The 244-nt window shown below is 61.1% G+C and carries 1 protein-coding gene; it reads left to right on the top strand.

Features of this window, described 5'->3' with window-relative positions:
- Positions 1-218: FHIPEP family type III secretion protein (locus P8629_RS12545; RefSeq protein ID WP_278166425.1), on the top strand; the 218-nt coding region annotated here is incomplete at its 5' end.
- Positions 219-244 lie beyond the last annotated feature (26 nt).

Raw genomic sequence — 244 nt, forward strand, 5'->3', positions numbered from 1 at the left:
AGCCAGGGCTGGCGGATACCTTGATGAATCAAGCGCAGCAAGCGCTAGAGAAACATGAAGGCAGTGGTGAAGCGCCTGTGCTGGTGGTTCAGCACTCGCTACGGGCCGTGTTGTCGCGCTTCCTGCGCCGCCGCATGCGCCACTTAGTGGTGATGTCTCAAGCGGAAATTCCCGACGACCGCACGCTGCGTGTGACCACGCTGGTGGGTGGTCGCTGATGCCGCTCCTGATGGTTAGCCGTCTT

It is taken from the genome of Hydrogenovibrio sp. 3SP14C1, from assembly GCF_029625905.1.
In the GTDB taxonomy this organism is placed as follows: domain Bacteria; phylum Pseudomonadota; class Gammaproteobacteria; order Thiomicrospirales; family Thiomicrospiraceae; genus Hydrogenovibrio.